14 protein-coding genes are annotated in these 14,220 nt (G+C 44.8%); 10 read left to right on the forward strand and 4 right to left on the reverse strand.

Annotated features, from left to right (window positions below):
- The first annotated feature begins 345 nt into the window (after nucleotides 1-345).
- From argH to htpX, 6 genes are all read left to right on the forward strand, one after another.
- On the forward strand, nucleotides 346-1,752 hold the full coding sequence (gene argH, locus NIT79A3_RS10325) for an argininosuccinate lyase (protein WP_041360311.1): 1,407 nt from the start codon (nucleotides 346-348) through the stop codon (nucleotides 1,750-1,752).
- 36 nt (nucleotides 1,753-1,788) lie between these two features.
- Complete coding sequence (locus NIT79A3_RS10330; RefSeq protein ID WP_013966140.1) at nucleotides 1,789-2,673, forward strand: fructosamine kinase family protein; 885 nt, start codon at nucleotides 1,789-1,791, stop codon at nucleotides 2,671-2,673.
- 89 nt (nucleotides 2,674-2,762) lie between these two features.
- Entirely contained in the window at nucleotides 2,763-4,439 is a 1,677-nt protein-coding gene (locus NIT79A3_RS10335; RefSeq protein WP_013966141.1) for a CTP synthase, read from the forward strand.
- A 65-nt stretch (nucleotides 4,440-4,504) separates the two neighbouring features.
- Nucleotides 4,505-5,788 (forward strand): phosphopyruvate hydratase, encoded by a 1,284-nt coding sequence (gene eno / locus NIT79A3_RS10340; protein WP_013966142.1) that lies wholly within the window; start codon nucleotides 4,505-4,507, stop codon nucleotides 5,786-5,788.
- Nucleotides 5,788-6,081 carry a cell division protein FtsB gene (ftsB, locus tag NIT79A3_RS10345; RefSeq protein ID WP_013966143.1) on the forward strand — a complete coding sequence of 98 codons (294 nt, stop codon included), beginning with the start codon at nucleotides 5,788-5,790 and terminating at the stop codon, nucleotides 6,079-6,081. Before eno ends, ftsB begins: the two co-directional genes overlap by 1 nt.
- 244 nt (nucleotides 6,082-6,325) lie before the next feature.
- Nucleotides 6,326-7,207: a protease HtpX gene (gene htpX / locus NIT79A3_RS10350; RefSeq protein WP_013966144.1), complete on the forward strand. Its 882-nt coding sequence runs from the start codon at nucleotides 6,326-6,328 to the stop codon at nucleotides 7,205-7,207.
- 94 nt (nucleotides 7,208-7,301) lie between these two features.
- Here htpX and NIT79A3_RS10355 read toward each other — a convergent pair whose 3' ends face one another.
- Nucleotides 7,302-7,646 carry an exosortase system-associated protein, TIGR04073 family gene (locus tag NIT79A3_RS10355; protein WP_013966145.1) on the reverse strand — a complete coding sequence of 115 codons (345 nt, stop codon included), beginning with the start codon at nucleotides 7,644-7,646 and terminating at the stop codon, nucleotides 7,302-7,304.
- Between the two features lie 322 nt (nucleotides 7,647-7,968).
- Between NIT79A3_RS10355 and NIT79A3_RS10360 the strand changes: the two genes are divergently transcribed.
- On the forward strand, nucleotides 7,969-9,252 hold the full coding sequence (locus NIT79A3_RS10360) for a diguanylate cyclase (protein ID WP_013966146.1): 1,284 nt from the start codon (nucleotides 7,969-7,971) through the stop codon (nucleotides 9,250-9,252).
- 25 nt (nucleotides 9,253-9,277) lie between these two features.
- Here NIT79A3_RS10360 and NIT79A3_RS10365 read toward each other — a convergent pair whose 3' ends face one another.
- Nucleotides 9,278-11,035 carry a lysophospholipid acyltransferase family protein gene (locus NIT79A3_RS10365; RefSeq protein ID WP_013966147.1) on the reverse strand — a complete coding sequence of 586 codons (1,758 nt, stop codon included), beginning with the start codon at nucleotides 11,033-11,035 and terminating at the stop codon, nucleotides 9,278-9,280.
- 256 nt (nucleotides 11,036-11,291) lie between these two features.
- On the opposite strand from NIT79A3_RS10365, the gene NIT79A3_RS10370 reads away from it, so the two are divergent.
- The 3 genes from NIT79A3_RS10370 (at nucleotide 11,292) to NIT79A3_RS10380 (ending at nucleotide 12,210) form a co-directional block, all read left to right on the forward strand.
- The gene (locus tag NIT79A3_RS10370) at nucleotides 11,292-11,585 is read left to right on the forward strand and encodes a hypothetical protein (protein ID WP_013966148.1); all 294 of its coding nucleotides are present in this window, start codon (nucleotides 11,292-11,294) and stop codon (nucleotides 11,583-11,585) included.
- A 220-nt stretch (nucleotides 11,586-11,805) separates the two neighbouring features.
- Nucleotides 11,806-11,994 carry a type II toxin-antitoxin system HicA family toxin gene (locus NIT79A3_RS10375; RefSeq protein ID WP_013966149.1) on the forward strand — a complete coding sequence of 63 codons (189 nt, stop codon included), beginning with the start codon at nucleotides 11,806-11,808 and terminating at the stop codon, nucleotides 11,992-11,994.
- A gap of 3 nt (nucleotides 11,995-11,997) precedes the next feature.
- Nucleotides 11,998-12,210 carry a type II toxin-antitoxin system HicB family antitoxin gene (locus tag NIT79A3_RS10380; RefSeq protein ID WP_013966150.1) on the forward strand — a complete coding sequence of 71 codons (213 nt, stop codon included), beginning with the start codon at nucleotides 11,998-12,000 and terminating at the stop codon, nucleotides 12,208-12,210.
- 77 nt (nucleotides 12,211-12,287) lie between these two features.
- Here NIT79A3_RS10380 and NIT79A3_RS10385 read toward each other — a convergent pair whose 3' ends face one another.
- Complete coding sequence (locus NIT79A3_RS10385; protein ID WP_013966151.1) at nucleotides 12,288-13,040, reverse strand: alpha/beta hydrolase; 753 nt, start codon at nucleotides 13,038-13,040, stop codon at nucleotides 12,288-12,290.
- Nucleotides 13,037-14,065, reverse strand: coding sequence for a M14 family zinc carboxypeptidase (locus NIT79A3_RS10390; protein WP_013966152.1), 1,029 nt, complete (start codon nucleotides 14,063-14,065; stop codon nucleotides 13,037-13,039). Before NIT79A3_RS10390 ends, NIT79A3_RS10385 begins: the two co-directional genes overlap by 4 nt.
- Nucleotides 14,066-14,220 lie beyond the last annotated feature (155 nt).

Genomic DNA, 14,220 nt, shown 5'->3' on the forward strand with positions numbered 1-14,220 from the left:
ATTATCCACTAATCCTTGAGGAAGGAAAAGTGGCGTACATCAATTAAGGAATCTCTGAATAACTCACCTTTGTCATTCCGAACGTAGTGAGGAATCTTTGGCAATCAACAGTATAGGTTTCTCGCTATGCTCGAAATGACAGTTATTCAGAGGTTCCTTAAATTTACTGGCGGCCGCTGCTATCATGATTGTTGATCATTGTTCTTATGATTTAATAATTACAAACTTGGCAGATAACAGTCGCAATGCAAAAATATTGCAGTACCGCAAAATGAACGGCTGTGTGCATTTATGTTTTATAATCGATGCTTCTCACGGCAGGAAATAAGGGATTATAGCAACACAATGGATAATAACTCAGCATTAGAACAAGAAAATAATAAAAAAACCTGGTCTGGACGGTTCAATGAACCGGTCTCAGCGCTTGTGGCGCGCTATACCGCTTCTGTTGGATTTGATCAGCGGCTTGCTGAATATGACATTCAGGGATCGCTGGCTCATGCACAGATGCTTGCAGAGCAAGGAATTATCAGCAAAGAAGATTTGGGAGATATCCAACAAGGTTTAAATCAAATTCGTGATGAAATCCGTAATCAGCAATTTACCTGGTTGCTGGAACTGGAGGATGTGCATTTAAATATTGAGAAACGTTTGACAGCTCTTGTCGGAGATGCAGGCAAACGATTACATACCGGCCGGTCGCGTAACGACCAAGTCGCTACCGATATTCGATTATTTTTGCGCACCGCGATCGATGAAATTATTGAGCTGATCCAAGCCATGCAGCACGCTTTGTTAAATCTGGCGGAGCAGCATATCCATACCGTTATGCCAGGTTTTACACATCTCCAAGTTGCTCAGCCTGTTTCCTTCGGTCATCATCTGATGGCTTATTTCGAAATGTTGAAACGCGACATCGGACGATTAACCGACTGCAGAAAACGCGTGAATCAATTACCGCTGGGAGCAGCAGCTCTGGCTGGCACCAGTTATCCGATCAATCGGGAACGAGTTGCAGAAATACTGGGTTTTGATGGGATTTGCGAAAACTCATTGGATGCTGTTTCAGACCGGGATTTCGCCATCGAATTTACTGGCTGTGCAGCCCTGATCATGACCCATTTATCCCGCATGTCGGAAGAGTTTATTCTATGGATGAATCCGTCATTCGGTTTTATCCAATTGGCCGACCGGTTTTGCACCGGTTCTTCGATCATGCCGCAAAAAAAGAATCCGGATGTGCCTGAACTGGTACGTGGCAAAACCGGCCGTATCAATGGCCATCTGGTTGCCCTGCTGACATTGATGAAAGCCCAGCCGCTCGCCTATAATAAGGACAATCAGGAAGACAAAGAACCGCTTTTTGATACCGTCGATACATTGACCGATACTCTACGGATCTATGCCGATATGCTCACCGGTGTCCGCGTTAATCAAGATGCCATGCGCCGTTCGGCTCTGCGTGGCTACGCTACGGCCACTGACCTAGCCGATTATTTAACTAAAAAAGGCATTCCTTTCCGCGATGCACACGAGATTGTGGCAAAAGCGGTACAATTCGCAGAACAAAAAGGTTGCGATCTCAGCGATCTTGATCTGAATGCGTTACAGAAATTCTCGCAGCAAATCGAGTCCGATATTTTTGCTGTTTTGACGCTGGAAGGTTCTATGCAAAGCCGCAAACACTCTGGCGGAACAGCGCCCGAGCAAGTACAGAGAGCAATTAACCAGGCCAGACAGTGGTTATCCTGATTATGCGCTCAGGCTGCTTTTGACGGAACACACAACATGCATGCCTGGGATCAAATCGGCGAACAAATTTCCACAACCATTGGTAGTTACTTCAAAATAAAAGACACCCGTACAATTAGCGGGGGTTGTATTAATCAAACCTATTGTATTACTAATGGCGCACAACGCTATTTTGTTAAATTAAATTCTCCCGGCCGTCTTGCTATGTTTGAAGCGGAAGCAGCCGGCTTAGTGGAAATCCATCAATCGCACACCGTGCGTGTTCCGCTACCGGTCTGTTATGGACATGCTGATCACGCTGCCTGGCTGGTTCTGGAATATCTTGAAATTAATACTGGCGCCCGTGGCAAAGCATCCGATCTAGGCATACAACTCGCCGCTATGCACCGCACTGCTGCCAAACAATTTGGCTGGATCCGGGATAATACCATCGGACAAAGCCCGCAAATAAATACCGCTTCTTCCGATTGGATAGACTTCTGGAAAATGCATCGCTTGGGCTATCAATTAGATCTCGCCAAAACCAATGGATTTAACGGAAAACTGCAAAAATTGGGGGAGCACTTATTGATTGATCTGGATGAGTTCTTTTCGGGTGTAACACCATCCCCTTCGCTTTTACATGGCGATCTCTGGAGTGGCAATTATGCCTATGATGAAATAGGAAATCCGGTACTGTTTGACCCTGCCGTGTATTACGGTGATCGTGAAGCGGATATTGCCATGACTGAGCTTTTTGGCGGCTTTCCAGCCGATTTTTATTCTGCTTACCGATATGATTATCCGTTGGATTCCGGGTATAATGTTCGTAAAGTTGTGTATAACCTCTATCATATTCTCAATCATTTGAATCTTTTTGGCGGCAGTTACTGCCACCAAGCTGAACAAATGATGGATAGATTACTTGCTGAAATTCGCTAATAAATACTGGATAAAGTTTTGTCTGCTCAAAAACCATGCAAAAACACTCTCACAATTCCCCTCGATTATTCTAGTTACTATAACCATCCATGACCAAGTATGTCTTCGTGACCGGCGGCGTTGTTTCTTCTTTGGGTAAAGGTATTGCCGCTGCATCCCTGGCCGCACTTCTTGAGACGCGCGGGATTAAAGTCACTATGCTCAAACTGGATCCGTATATCAATGTAGATCCCGGCACGATGAGTCCTTTTCAGCATGGCGAAGTGTTTGTCACGGAAGACGGCGCCGAAACGGATCTTGACTTGGGTCATTATGAACGTTTTATCAGCACCCGTATGACCCGGCATAACAACTTCACCACCGGTCAAATCTACGAAAGTGTTATCCGCAAAGAGCGGCGTGGCGATTATCTCGGTGGCACGGTACAAGTTATTCCCCATATCACGGATGAAATAAAGCGCTATATTCAAGCTGGTGTTGGTGATGCACAAGTCGCAATTATCGAGATCGGCGGCACGGTCGGCGATATCGAATCGCTCCCTTTTCTGGAAGCGATCCGGCAAATGGCCGTGCAAAATCCACGCACTGATACTTGTTTTATCCATCTTACTTTATTGCCTTATATCGGTTCAGCCGGTGAGCTAAAAACCAAACCCACGCAACATTCTGTCAAAGAATTGCGGGAAATTGGAATCCAACCGGATGTATTGTTATGCCGTTCAGATCGCGAAGTACCCAAGGAAGAGCGCCGCAAAATAGCACTATTCACCAATGTCCAGGAAGAAGCGGTAATATCCGCCATCGATGTTGACAGCATTTATAAAATACCAGGCTTGCTGCACGAACAAATGCTCGATGAAATCATCTGCCATAAATTGAATATCCTGGCCAAACCAGCCGACTTAAGTATCTGGAAGAAGTTAGTTTTTGCACTGGAACATCCGAAATGTACCGTTACCATTGCACTGGTCGGCAAGTACGTTGATTTAACCGAATCCTATAAATCGCTATCTGAAGCCTTAATTCATGCCGGCATTCATACTAACAGCCGGATTAATATCAACTACATAGATTCAGAGACTATCGAGAAAGAAGGCACAGACAGTCTCATTAATATGGATGCGATTCTGGTTCCCGGCGGTTTTGGCAAACGCGGCGTGGAAGGCAAGATCATGGCCATCCACTTTGCCCGTACCAACCGTATTCCGTATCTGGGTATTTGTCTGGGGATGCAACTGGCTGTCGTTGAATATGCGCGTAACATGACCGGGATGAAAGGCGCACACAGTACTGAATTCAATCCGGACACCCCGTACCCGGTCATCGGATTGATTACGGAATGGCGTACCCGGGATGGACAAATTGAAATACGCGATGAAAATTCTGACATCGGCGGCAGTATGCGTCTAGGCGGACAGGAATGCATTTTAAAAAAGAACTCATTAGCCTGGAAAACTTATGGCGCGGATAAAATTACTGAACGTCACCGCCATCGCTATGAAGTCAATAACCTTTATATCCCCAAATTAGAAAAAGCAGGGCTTTGCATCGGCGGCTTATCCAAAGAAGAAAGTCTGTGTGAAATGATAGAACTTCCGGAAACAGAACATCCATGGTTTCTTGGTTGTCAATTTCATCCGGAATTTACTTCCACACCACGACAAGGTCATCCGCTATTTAAATCCTATATTCAGGCAGCCATCTGCTTTCATGACAGCCGCCAGCATACAGGGGATGAAAAAATACATGCAGTTCTGAATAAGTAACAATAATAATATAGCAACAAAAAATATCAGAAATAATACCAATTCAATAACAGGGAAAATGTAGCATGAGCGCAATAGTAGATGTCATCGCCCGCGAGATTCTTGATTCTCGTGGCAATCCAACCATTGAAGCAGATGTACTGCTGGAATCGGGCGTGTTAGGCCGCGCTTCTGTTCCTTCCGGAGCGTCTGTTGGAACCAGGGAAGCCGTTGAGTTGAGAGATGGGGATGCGCAGCGCTACTCAGGCAAAGGCGTGCTCACTGCGGTCGAAAACGTTAACACTGAGATTTCTGAAACATTGATGGGGCTGGATGCTGTCGACCAAAGCTTCATCGATCAAGCGCTGATCAACTTGGACGGCACTGAAAACAAATCCAGGCTTGGCGCCAATGCCATTCTGGCGGTATCTCTCGCCGTTGCCAAAGCCGCTGCCGAAGAATCCGGTTTACCCCTGTATCGTTATCTGGGCGGCGCCGGTTTGATGTCTATGCCTGTTCCTCTAATGAACCTGATTAACGGCGGCGCACATGCCAACAACAATATCAACATGCAGGAATTTATGATTGTTCCGCTGGGAATTTCAAACTTTCATGACGCCATTCGTTGCGGAGCAGAAGTTTTTAGCGCACTGAAAAAGCTCATCAACGATAAAGGCATGCCTACAACAGTTGGTGACGAAGGCGGATTTGCTCCCAATCTGGAAAATAATGAAGCAGCCCTGCAATTAATCGTACAAGCTATTGATCTGGCAGGGTATCAAGCAGGACAAGAAGTTGCTATTGGTCTCGACTGTGCCAGCTCGGAATTCTTTCAGGACGGCAAATACCATCTGGCGTCGGAAGGCCTGCATCTGACTTCCGCGCAATTTGCTGATTACCTCGCATCATGGGTAGATAAGTACCCGATTATCAGTATCGAAGATGGCATGAGTGAGCATGATTGGGATGGCTGGGAAATACTGACTAACCAACTGGGTAAATCGGTTCAATTAGTCGGCGATGATATCTTTGTTACCAATGCAAAGATTCTGCAAGAAGGCATCAAACGGGGCATTGCCAATTCGATCTTGATCAAGGTTAATCAAATTGGCACACTGACTGAAACACTCTCAGCCATTGAAATGGCAAAATGCGCCGGCTACACCGCGGTCATTTCACATCGTTCCGGAGAAACCGAGGATACCACCATCGCTGATATTGCGGTGGCAACCAATGCATTACAAATAAAAACCGGCTCACTATCCCGTTCTGACCGTCTCGCCAAATACAATCAGTTATTGCGGATTGAAGAAGACCTGGGGGATTCAGCAAGCTATGCTGGCCGGAGAGCATTCTATCAGCTCAAATAATGAAGCTTTTGAGTTTTATACTGTTGCTACTGATTGCTGCGATGCAGTATCCCTTATGGTACGGCAAAGCAAGCTGGCTTAAAGTCTGGCAGGTTGATCAAGATGTTGTTGCGGCGCGTGGAAACAATTTAATACTGCAGAATCGCAACAACAAGCTTGAAGCCGAAGTGAATGATCTGAAGCAAGGCTTTGAAGCCATTGAAGAACGTGCCCGTAGCGACCTGGGCATGATCAAGGAAGGCGAAATACTTTTTCAGATTGTCAGAAATACACCATCCCAACCTTCCCAGTAATCTCGTACTACTCAAACCGCCCAGTAGCGATCAAAAACGCTCTCCGGTGAACTCACTCGGTATTATTTCCGCACTTGCTCCCAGAAAATTCCGAGTTCATTTGAACGCTTCAAGAATTCCGGCACCTAAATTCTTAGCAGTCTAATCAGGCAAATTTAAATATAATCCGCTTGAAAAGTGACGATTTGATCACATATCCACACCAGCTTTGTTTTGGATTTTATTGACACTATGGAGTAAAGAAATGAAAAGAATTATTCTTTTTTTAGCAACCAACCTAGCCATCATCGTCGTTCTAAGCATCACACTACGGCTGTTTGGGTTTGAAAAAATTTTAGATGCGCAAGGGACAGGATTGGATATCAATTCCCTGTTACTGTTCGCGTCGGTATTTGGATTTGGCGGCTCGTTTATGTCGCTTGCCTTGTCAAAATGGACTGCGAAACGATTTACCGGCGCACAAGTCATTGAGATGCCGCGTAACGCGCAGGAGCACTGGCTAGTCACCACTGTACAACGTCAAGCAAAAATAGCCGGTATTGGTATGCCGGAAGTAGCCATTTATAATGCACCGGATGTCAATGCTTTTGCCACGGGTATGTCAAAAAATGACGCGCTCGTCGCTGTCAGTACCGGGCTTTTAAATACCATGAGCCAGGATGAAGCTGAAGCCGTTTTGGCGCATGAAGTCAGTCATATCGCGAATGGAGATATGGTGACATTGGCGCTGATTCAGGGTGTCGTCAACACATTTGTGATCTTTTTGTCGCGTGTCATCGGCCATACGATCGATCGTGTTGTTTTCAAAACAGAAGAAGGTCACGGCCCTGCTTTCTGGGTTACTACTATCATTGCCGAAATCGTGCTGGGTGTCTTGGCGAGTATTATCGTTATGTGGTTTAGCCGTCAGCGTGAATTCCGTGCCGATGCCGGTGGTGCCAGCCTGGCGGGCAGAAATAAAATGATCGCTGCATTGCGGCGCTTACAATTAACTCACGAACAGGCACATTTACCGGATCAGCTTGCTGCTTTTGGTATTTCCGGGGGTAGTAGCGGACTCATGCGTTTATTCATGTCACATCCGCCGCTGGAAGAAAGAATTGCAGCACTTGAGATGCAACGCTAGTATCACTGCACTACGCTCTGTGAAAACGCCGTACCATCGCACGGGTACGGCGTTCTTATTTTATGGGATCAGATAAAAAACGATAACAAACCGATCAATAGGAAGTTTCCCTGGAGAAATCTTGCCAGATAAAAGGGGGATTAACCGATGGTTTGGTTGGAATAAAGAAAGTAGCTGCATCAAGCACACCCACCAAACTACGACCGACTGTATGCATGATACCCATTGCCACGCCAATTGTGGCACCATAAATTGGCCCCTCTTTCTGGCTGGTTAAAATAACGTTCTTAGGTAACTCCACCCACCCAGTAACCGCATTAGCAATACCACTTACAAATTTCTCGCTTGAGTTACCAAAATAACTGTCAGACGCAACAGCTTGAGACGAGAAAAGAAAAAATATAGAAAGCAGTAAAGATAATTTAGCAATTCTTCTCATCAAAAAACTCCTTTATTCGATTTTAAAATAAGATCTCTGTTCTCAGTTAAGAAATGAGCAGAAATTTATCAGAAGTTTACCTCTTCATATCTAAACAAACAATTCATGATTACACAGGATTACATAGCGCAATTAACTTCTGTGTAAAATTTTTACGATCTTGAACTCAAACAGATCGAAATAAAAGTCATTTTTTACAATCTATTTACCAAACCTTCTCAAAGAAATCAATATAGATGTCGATATCCTTTCTCATATCGTAACAGGCCGGTTTTGTTGGCCACAACCAATCAGATTTATGTCATTGAGGGGGTATTAAAATATGGAAGGACTTATCGTTGAACCATCCAGAACGTATCAAAAACTTCTATCGTCTGCAATTGAATCTGGCGGACTTGAAACAAAGCAGGTTTCAACCGGCAACGAAGCCCTGACATTGCTTAAAAAACAGCCTTTTGATCTGGTATTTATTGCAATGCATTTGCAGGATATGGATGGTCCAAAGTTTTCGTCGCATCTGCGTGCCGATTCCCGCACCCGGCAAATACCGCTGGTTATGGTTACTTCGAATGAAGATAAAGAATTATTAGACGAGGCATTTTCAGCAGGCGTAACAGAAATATTTGCTAAACATGAACTGGACAAAATCACCAGTTATGCTGCTCAGTTTTCTAGAAAAAACGGCAGCAAAACCATGTCGGGGCACATCTTATATATTGAAGACAGTCCATCAGTTGTCAGCTTAACATCGGCGGTGTTAAGAGACAAAGGCTATACCGTCGATCATTTCGCCACGGGTGAAGAGGGGTTACAAGCATTCCAGAAGAATGCCTACGATTTAGTGCTTACCGATATATTGCTCAAAGGCAAATTAAACGGCCAGGGAACTGTTAAAGCACTACGGCACCTTGCTGAGGATAATAAAAAATATGTGCCCTTACTGGTATTCTCGGTGCTTGATGATACCGCACACAAAGTAGAATTGTTGCGCTTGGGAGCCAATGATTACGTTACAAAACCCCTAATCCAAGAAGAATTGCTTGCAAGAGTCAGCAATCTTATTACCAATAAGAAGTTACTGGATAAGACAGTCACACAGCAGAATGTCATGCAAGAATTGGCGGTAAAGGACCCATTGACCGGTTTGTATAATCGCTACTTTATGATGGAAGCTGTTTCCTCAAGATTGCGCGAAGCAACCCGTCATAGTATTCCCTATAGCCTGATTATAGTGAATATCGATAAATTCAATCTAATCAATGAGAATTACGGTCACTTAACGGGTGATTTGGTATTGAAAGAAATAGCTTCCGAATTAGTCAAACCTACTCGCAAAGAAGATATTGTCGCGCGTTATGATGGAGAAGAGTTTGTTTTGTTACTGTCCCACTGCAATATCTCTAATGCGACGATCATTGCAGAAAAAATACGGCAAGCTATTGAAAATTTGCATCCATCAGACCTGAATGTAACCGCAAGCCTTGGCGTCGCAGAGATGCAACCGGATTCGACCGAAAGTTTCCCTGAATTATTTAAAGCCACCCACGATGCTATTAATCAAGCAAAATCAAATGGCGGTAATCAAGTCATCACACGCCACCTATAAAAATTCCCGGATGTTCAAAGCTTCACTATGCGGAGTTCAGATTCTGCATGACCATTGCATGGCTCTCAATATAGCGTTGTTTTTTCTTTTCTTTAATGGTATCGATATGCACCAGAATCAACGCATCGACACAGTTAGAAAAGGTTGGATCGATATTAAACCCCAGAAATTCGCAACCTCCCGGCTGGCATAGTTCCACATATTGCTTATAGAGTATCGGAACCTTCACGCCAAATTCATCCATTTTTTCTTTCAGAATCGTATAGGCTTGTTTGTATTCAACCTCATCCGCAACCTTCTTGAATGGCGCGAAATCCTCTACTTGCTCAAATTCAAACGGCAATCTGGGTTTAGCAAGTAGCTCGTCTTTACCGAAAAGTTCTGTATAAAAACCTGCAATCACTTTTTGCGCAGATTCAGGTAAGGAAGTACTCAGCGACACCGGTCCAACCATATAGCGTATCTCCGGGTGTTGATACAGATACGCGCCAATCCCGTACCAGAGATAATCCAGACTGCGTTTCCCCTGGTATCGCGGTTGAATGAAGCTGCGTCCCAATTCAATCGCATGTTCAAGATAAGGCTTAAACGCTGAATCAAACTCGAATAAGCTATGGGTGTACAGCCCCGCTTCCCCGTGTTCCTTAAGAATTTTTTCAGCTTCTCCGATGCGATAGGAGCCGATAATTTCCAGTTCGTCTTCGTCCCACAGAATCAAGTGCCGGTAATAGCGATCATAACTGTCGATATCCAACGCGTTGCCGGTGCCTTCCTGCACCTGCCGGAAAGATAATTCGCGCAACCGGCCAATCTCACGCATTACACTGGAGTTCGGCATATAGTCAAACAGATAAATATGCTTGCCGTCCTGGGTTTTGCCGATCAGTTGCGACGCTTTCAGCTCCTTGCGGATTAATTTGGTGCGGACGGGGTGGATAATATTTTCAATCGGCTTAAACAGTTCTTTTTTCTTCTTTTTGCCTAATAAATAGACCTGCTTGCGCATCAATTTTGCCACGGCTTTTTTGGATAAATCCATAGCCGCGATGGATTCCCATGGGATCGGTTTACCAATCCGGAATGAAATTTCACTGCCCTTCTGGTTGAACATCTCATTCACCAGCATCATCGTGCCCAGCGGTTTGTAGAGGCTCGAAAGTCCGTAGAAAAGTGTTGAATTTTTGCCGCCAATATAAACCGGAACAATCGGTGCTTTGGTTTTCTTGGCCAGCGATATAAAACCGGTTTTCCACTTGCCGTCACGAACACCCAACGGGCAAATACGCGACACTTCTCCGGTCGGAAATAGAATAACAGCCTGCTCCGCTTCCAATGCTTCAACAATCTGGTTCAAATTGTCACGATGATTCGCGGATTCCGCTAAATTATCCACCGAGAGAAACAAGCTTTGCAGCGGATCAATACAGTTCAACAAGGTCGTTGCGACAATTTTCACGTCGGCTCTGATCTCCGATACCATCTTAAGTAGCGCCAGCCCGTCTAGAGAACCGAGCGGATGATTCGCGACAATCAGCACCCGGCGCTGATCAGGGATACGCGCGCGGTCTTTGCTAGAAACCTGAAAGGTAAAATTAAAATGTTCCAGCACCGCATCGTTGAACTCCAACCCTTCCAAATGCCGGTGAGTTTCAATGAATGCGTTGATTTCTTTCTGATGAAAAAGCTTCTTTAAGACCGAAGAAGCAGCCTTCATCAGCGGCTTGTCATGGCCCTCATCCGTATTCTGAAAATAATCTTTCAGTAAGATATCCACATCAAGCATAAAACAGACTCCATGTCAGAAATTGATGTTGGATAAGATAGAAGATCAATGTGACAAAGGAATGACGTTCAATTTTTTTACTGATTTATTGGTCTTATCTCTGTGGGGCTTGCAAAGTTTGGTATGATCAAAGTTAACTCAACTAACCGCCATAAAACACAAGGAAACATCATAAGGCTTACTGTATTGGAACTCATTTCTGACGAGATAATTTTTAATTATTTCTGAAGTTTAATTTTTGTTAAGGCAGCAAATCATGGAACCTCCATTCAAAGTAATCGACTTCCTGCCGAGTACTTCGGCTAAATGGGCAGCGTGGCTATTTTTATTCCTCTCAGGATCGCTTTATGCTCTCCTTGAGTGGTTGCAAATTGATAAGCTCTTGCCGCTAGAATTGGCGCAGAAATTATCAATATTGCTGCTGCCAGTAGTAGTCCTATTAATTGGTGCAATTATTGTTCTTTTCTTTGTAGTTTATACGTACAAAAAACAAATCGAAGAAATTCAGAAAAAACCCAAAATTTCTCTTACTAACTGGAAACGTGGATAGATCTGACGTAACACTCAATCTAATCCTTCTCGATATCACTGAGCAGGAGCAAGGATCGAATCTTGCAATCAAACATAATAACCAGCAGATGGTAATCAAAGACACGTATCATCTGGTAACAGTTGTACCGTTCTGTCGTTGACCCTGGATTGGTCAACTGTGTACTTACGATCACATTAGGAATTATGGAAAAATTATTGTAATCCACCATCCTACTTACATGAAAGTTAATGAAATATTGAGAATGCTGAAACAAGATGGCTGGTATCTTGTCACAATGCGAGGAAGCCATCGACAATTCAAGCATCCAATCAAAAGCGGCCGCGTAACTGTATCTGGGAAACCTGGCGATGATTTAGCACCGGGCACTTTGAATAGCATACTCAAGCAAGCAAAACTAAAGGAGTAATTCATGCGTTATGCAATCGTTGTCGAAAAAACAGAAAATAACTACTCAGCCTATGTGCCCGATTTGCCTGGTTGCATCGCGACCGGCTCTACGATTGAAGAAACAGAGCGGGAAATTCGTGAAGCAATTGGACTGCATATCGAAGGAATGATCGAAGATGGTTTGCCTGTACCACAACCTACAAGTATCGTTCAGTATATTGAAGTTGCTGCCTGAATTATTGCTCAATAGTGCAGAGCATAATAAAATCACATTACACTCAGCCGGAATATGGTTGGCTCTTCGGCTGCAACTTAAACACCAGTCTGCAGATCAAACCACTGCTTCATGACATGCACCAACCACTCCGGCTCATCCAGCGGCAAATCATGACCGGCCGTCTCATGTTGCATATAGCTGGTTTGCCAAGTTTCCGCCAATTTCAGACTACAACGATAATCCACCAAACGATCAGCCCGACTGGTTACAACGAGTATGGGTTGCTGCGGTTTGGCTGTAACGGAAAATTTTGCGGCGGCCAGAAATTGGTTTCTGGCGCTGGCCTTTGATACCGGATTTTGTTGTTGCCACTGCTGCCAGGACTCCAGTAGCTTGTTGTCATGCGGGTGACGATTTGAAGTCAAACTCAGGATATCCGCTTCCTTTTGTGCAGCCGAATCGGAAATCATCTTGAGAACTTGGAGATAAACCGTCCAGCGTAAGCGATGGTAAAACGGCGATATCGGTCTTGCGCTGGTGTTGATGAGAATTGCCGCTTCTATTTCATCCGGATACCGCGTCATCCAATCCATCGCGATCATCCCGCCCATGGAAAGTGCGATCAATCGGAGTGGCTGGGTTGTATTGATTTGCTCGCGTAATGCTTCGGTCATTTCCGCAATGGTTTGGGGACTGGTGGCCTGATGCAATTGGCCATTTCCCGGAATATCCGGTGTACTGATCGTGGCGTGGGGGAATTGCTGTTGCAGACTTCCGGTAAACTCTCCCCAATGTCGTGCCTCACGCAATAATCCCCGAATCAGCACGAAATGCTCGTTATCCCTCATGAATACCACAGTGCCCGTGCTTGTTGTTCCAATCCCGGCATCTCACTTAGATTAAGCCAGTTTTGATACGATAAGGTCGCGTGCAACAAAAACTCCATCAGGATTAAATGGCTTCTCAGCACGCGATTCAGCCGGTGTGGTTTGACCGGGTGATACAGGCCCTGCAATCGGCGCAACTGCAGCGGATTTTTGCGAATCCACCGCCACGAGCCCATTTCAAGCGTTAATGGCAAGAAAACATTGTTGCTCGCCAACGATTGCTGATAAAGAAAATCCCAAAGATCACCATGGGTCAGATAATGCTGTGATTGCGGCTCAAACAAATAATCCTGATGCGGATATGTCTGCATAAAGAGTTGGCGCAAGTAGTAAACTTCTTTGAGATGTTTAATCGGCTCAAGCCGACTTTTGGCATAAGGAAACCAGATTTGGTTACGAAAACCAAAACCTGAATGACAATCCAGGACCAAGCTAAACGGCGCAGGCAAGACTTCCTTCTTAATAAAGTCACACAGTGCTTGGGCTTCCGGTTGCATGACGTCACCGGACTTTCCCCGATACCACGGCAACACCGATGAAATCCGGTGCCCTCCAGCCAGCCAAATGGTTTTTTCGTGGCTATCCACCGGCGCATTGCGCATGAGATCGATCCCCTGCCCATTTGAGCGCGTAGCGTTCAGCATGCCAACCGGATTGATGATGGGTAAAATATTGATCCGCACCCGTTGCAAGATATCAGCCAGGACCCGGTCCCATTTAAGGCGTTCGAGCAAACCTTCCAGAAAAGCAATGACTACTTGTGTACCAATGCGTTCCAGGCCATGGATACCGGCAACATAGGTCACACACGGAATATCTTGCGCGGTATTCCCGAGCGTCAGCGCGTAAATTGGCAGTAGATCATCATCGCAAGGCGCATGACAAAGCACCTTACTGTGCAGATGTACATTATTATCCTCCTGAATAATCGCTTCAACTTGTTGCAATTCAGGTAATGATCGCTTCAGGGTGGGTGTGGCGTGCATTGTGTATTAAAGTACTGCTACCGTAAAAGTAATTACTGTAAAAAATGGATCTTACTGGAATATGCTCATACGCATCAAAGAATCATTGCAAAACTCCCCCTACTCTCTTTTTTAATAAATACTTCATGAATATTTAACAAATACTTCAAAGAAGC

It is taken from the genome of Nitrosomonas sp. Is79A3 (assembly GCF_000219585.1).
Taxonomy (GTDB): Bacteria; Pseudomonadota; Gammaproteobacteria; order Burkholderiales; family Nitrosomonadaceae; genus Nitrosomonas.

Coding starts and splice junctions, on each gene's coding strand:
- ftsB (WP_013966143.1), top strand. CDS start 5,788: ATGAAGCTTTTGAGTTTTATACTGTTGCTACTGATTGCTGCGATGCAG.
- eno (WP_013966142.1), top strand. CDS start 4,505: ATGAGCGCAATAGTAGATGTCATCGCCCGCGAGATTCTTGATTCTCGT.
- NIT79A3_RS10390 (WP_013966152.1), bottom strand. CDS start 14,065: ATGCACGCCACACCCACCCTGAAGCGATCATTACCTGAATTGCAACAA.
- NIT79A3_RS10385 (WP_013966151.1), bottom strand. CDS start 13,040: ATGAGGGATAACGAGCATTTCGTGCTGATTCGGGGATTATTGCGTGAG.
- NIT79A3_RS10365 (WP_013966147.1), bottom strand. CDS start 11,035: ATGCTTGATGTGGATATCTTACTGAAAGATTATTTTCAGAATACGGAT.
- htpX (WP_013966144.1), top strand. CDS start 6,326: ATGAAAAGAATTATTCTTTTTTTAGCAACCAACCTAGCCATCATCGTC.
- NIT79A3_RS10330 (WP_013966140.1), top strand. CDS start 1,789: ATGCATGCCTGGGATCAAATCGGCGAACAAATTTCCACAACCATTGGT.
- NIT79A3_RS10335 (WP_013966141.1), top strand. CDS start 2,763: ATGACCAAGTATGTCTTCGTGACCGGCGGCGTTGTTTCTTCTTTGGGT.
- NIT79A3_RS10355 (WP_013966145.1), bottom strand. CDS start 7,646: ATGAGAAGAATTGCTAAATTATCTTTACTGCTTTCTATATTTTTTCTT.
- NIT79A3_RS10375 (WP_013966149.1), top strand. CDS start 11,806: ATGAAAGTTAATGAAATATTGAGAATGCTGAAACAAGATGGCTGGTAT.
- NIT79A3_RS10360 (WP_013966146.1), top strand. CDS start 7,969: ATGGAAGGACTTATCGTTGAACCATCCAGAACGTATCAAAAACTTCTA.
- NIT79A3_RS10380 (WP_013966150.1), top strand. CDS start 11,998: ATGCGTTATGCAATCGTTGTCGAAAAAACAGAAAATAACTACTCAGCC.
- NIT79A3_RS10370 (WP_013966148.1), top strand. CDS start 11,292: ATGGAACCTCCATTCAAAGTAATCGACTTCCTGCCGAGTACTTCGGCT.
- argH (WP_041360311.1), top strand. CDS start 346: ATGGATAATAACTCAGCATTAGAACAAGAAAATAATAAAAAAACCTGG.